A 3,375-nucleotide genomic window follows, 5' to 3' on the forward strand; every position below is an offset into this window, starting at 1 on the left:
CTGGCAAACCGCTAAATATGTAGAGCATACTCCCCCTCCTTCACAGCCAAACCGCCAATATTATGCGGCCCTCCGAATAAATGCAGTAAATTTTACCGCTGGGCTCTTGTCTCCGTTAGTTGAGTCCATATTGGCTTGTTATTAAGACAACTTCAGGATATATTCTTCAACCTCCTCAGCTCGTGCATTTGAGTATCCCTTGTCTTCGCCTTTTATTTCAAATCCGCACTTTTCTAAAACGCGAATAGAAGCAATGTTGTCCTTGACCGCACGAGCATAAAGAGGTCGAATAGTTATGCAATCCAGAAATTGAGAGAGTGCTTTAGTCGCGACACCTCTTCCCCAGTATTCTCGTCCGATCCAGTAGCTGACTTCCCGTTCACCGAACTGTTCAAAGCTTGACACATGTCCAGCCACTTTTTCATTAAAGATTACCGTCTTTTTTATAATCGCTTCATTGTTTAATATCTTCTCCCAATGGGCCTTAAAAGCGACCTTATCCGCTGGATCCTTAGTAGTAAAGGCTGCCATAAAATTGGCGGTCATGTCCTTCTGCTGTTCAAAAAAAATCGGCAGGTCATCGACGATTACGTCACGCAACATTACGTTTTCCATGATACACCTCACTTGGATTTTCCAGCCATAGATTATTTCGACATTAATGTTGAATGATCCTGTCCGTTACTTCAATGCACGACGGCAGCCGATCGTGTGCCGGCTGCCGTCGTGTCATGTGGAGCTAACGTACACGTTAGCTCCATAGTCTTATGTTTTAAATAGAGTCGCTGCTTATAGTTGTGAGGCTTGCCGAACACCTAATGCGGCGAAATCCCGACGGGCTTAGGGGGCTGGATGTGGTCACTCGCTTCTCAGAGTGACCCGGAGCGTCAATATGGTGTTAGCCGAAGGAAGTTCTGGAAGCAGCCATTGCATTTAAGGTGTTCTCAAAATAGCTATATACTTCATCTGCAATTCCCAGAAACTCTTCAACAAGTACATTACTATCCAAGTAACAAGCATACAGATAATCAACTAAAGCGGAGTCAATCTCACAATAGTTTAATATGGCATTCTTCATCTTAATAATGTCGTCTTGCCATACACCTGTATCTTCTAAAACCAAAGAGTATAATGCACGAATTAATCTCTTAGAGTAACCTTTAATATATCTAGTTTTCATTGTGTTATCACTAGCATTAGAAAGTAAACTATGTATACGATCTACTTCCTCCTTGGTCTCTGTATTTAAGTCTAAAATGAACTCTGGAGAAATAATTATCGGTGGTACTTTTTCACCAACGTCATGACCATATATGCAAACACAAATTATCTTTATCCAAAAACCCCACTCATTTGGTTTACTTAATACATCGTCAATCGAGCAAATTATCGTATCAATCTTAGTTACTACTGGATATTCTTCCAAAAGCCTGTCTTTAATATTTGACAATCTTTCGTAATCAATATCTTTGGGATTTACACATACAATAGTAAAGTCTGCATCTGACTTAAAAGGTTTAGCAGTTCCTTTTGGAATCGAGCCACACATATAAATGCTATGAATCTTACCTTTAAATTCGGTAAGTATATTATCTATATACTTATCAACAAAATCCTTATATTCACTTTGTATTACAATTCTATTTATAACTTTTTCTAATATCATATAGACTCCTCCTAAACTAAGAACTTCTTTCGGCTAACGTTCCTCGCATTCACGAACCTCCGCAGGAGGTTGTCGGCAGTTCCAGCTTCTCCGAGATCTCGTCTGCGGACCGAGGGCGCAGTTAGGCCCGATGCGTGAATGTGGTGTTATAGGATGTCCCGGCCTTCTCTGATCAACTTTCACATGGTTTTAGGGTTTCCATTCGATTTTTCTTATGTTATTCTTTAAGTAACAAAGCCGAGTGCTGCGAACACTCGGCTATACAATTGGCTTGGATGGGCTCACCCTTCAAGTTAATTACAGGCAAAAACCCACCTTTGGCCGGAAACCTTGGGGTGGGTTTTTACTTTCTCTTGTAGTTATTCCCGATGTATGTTAAAAGAGCTAGGACAAAGGATGCGAAGAGAATCATGATTGTTAGCGCGTCTTTCAACTCCATGGTTTCACCTCCTTTCGAAGGGAAACCATGCCCACCCAAGATTCAATTGTACCTCTCGATTATACCATTTATACCCTAACAGATATAGAATATTTGTTCTCTTTTGTTGCATTTGTTTTTATTTACGCGTAGTGTGACTGTTTACAAATTTGTATTTCACTATGCGTAGCGCAGCTGTTCACGATTTAATTTTTACTACGCGAAGCGAACCTGTTTACGAGTTGATCTTCACGATGTATTCTCTTGACATTCTGAGCCTTGTTTTTGTATTTGCCGGGATTTCCTATAACGTCTCTCGCATTCACGAACTCCCGAAGGGAGTTGTCCGCAGATCCCACTTCTTCGATCTGACGTCTGCGGACCGAGGGCGTATGCCCGATGCGTGAATGCGGTGTTAGGCGAAGTAGACTGTGGGCTCAATTGCTAAGAGCCTCCTTCATCATTATGTCTGGGAAGTTTTTAAGCTTTACGATTGGTGAGTGGTTTAAATCTTTATTTAATTTCTTTATGTTCATTTCCTTAAGGGGGAGGTAATGTTCAACCATAAATTCTGTCATCCGAACCATATCTATCATTGAACCTAGTACACTTCGATCATAGGTCTTGGTAAATCTAATCTGGTCAATGTTTGCTACATACTTGTTAATCTGCTCTTGTTTTATTTTTTCAAATTGGAGGTTTTCAACCAATGAACTTATGAAAATATCTTTTACTTTGTGAAAATGATCTTTCTTAACACCAAAAAGAATAAAACAATATCTTGTCTTATTATTCATAAAAATGATGTTGTTTCTCCTTGCAAGTCTGAATACATTGGCATGCCAATTGAAAAATTCATCATTCTGACTTGTGTTTTGTTCTTCAGGAAAATTTGATAGTTCAAATAATTTCTTAGTACATGATATTGTAATCATTTTTTTGCTTATTCCTTTCCCAGTCTATTTCGCCTAACGTTCCTCGCATTCACGAACTCCCGTAGGGAGTTGTCGCAGCAACCACTTCTTCGAACTCTCGTCTGCGACCGAGGGCGCCAGCCCGATGCGTGAATGCGGTGTTAAGCGAAGTAACCGGCTTCTTTGAGTCAACCCTCAAACTGCTTTTACCTGTTCTTTTATCTTTTTGGCGAAGCTTGCTGTGATTTGTTTTACAAAGTGGAATTCAAAACGTAATAGAATTGGAGTTGTCAAAAAAAGTGCAGTTTGAAAACACCCTCATAAGGAAATTCCGTTACTAAGCTGCTTTAGAAAGCATCCTTTCGCGATAAACAGTT

Annotated in this window: 4 protein-coding genes; all 4 read right to left on the minus strand. The window is 40.0% G+C overall.

Annotated features, from left to right (window positions below; translation table 11 throughout):
* Positions 1 to 141 precede the first annotated feature (141 nt).
* Complete coding sequence (locus FE782_RS31900) at positions 142 to 615, minus strand: GNAT family N-acetyltransferase (protein WP_138198404.1); 474 nt, start codon at positions 613 to 615, stop codon at positions 142 to 144.
* A 283-nt stretch (positions 616 to 898) separates the two neighbouring features.
* Positions 899 to 1,666, minus strand: a complete 768-nt coding sequence (locus FE782_RS31905; RefSeq protein ID WP_138198405.1) for a nucleotidyltransferase domain-containing protein — start codon at positions 1,664 to 1,666, stop codon at positions 899 to 901.
* 343 nt (positions 1,667 to 2,009) lie between these two features.
* A complete protein-coding gene (locus FE782_RS33055; RefSeq protein ID WP_338016923.1) occupies positions 2,010 to 2,105 on the minus strand; it encodes a putative holin-like toxin in 96 nt (31 codons plus the stop codon).
* 416 nt (positions 2,106 to 2,521) lie between these two features.
* A complete protein-coding gene (locus tag FE782_RS31910; protein WP_138198407.1) occupies positions 2,522 to 3,019 on the minus strand; it encodes a DUF6933 domain-containing protein in 498 nt (165 codons plus the stop codon).
* Between the last annotated feature and the right edge of the window lie 356 nt (positions 3,020 to 3,375).

Source organism: Paenibacillus antri (assembly GCF_005765165.1).
In the GTDB taxonomy this organism is placed as follows: domain Bacteria; phylum Bacillota; class Bacilli; order Paenibacillales; family YIM-B00363; genus Paenibacillus_AE; species Paenibacillus_AE antri.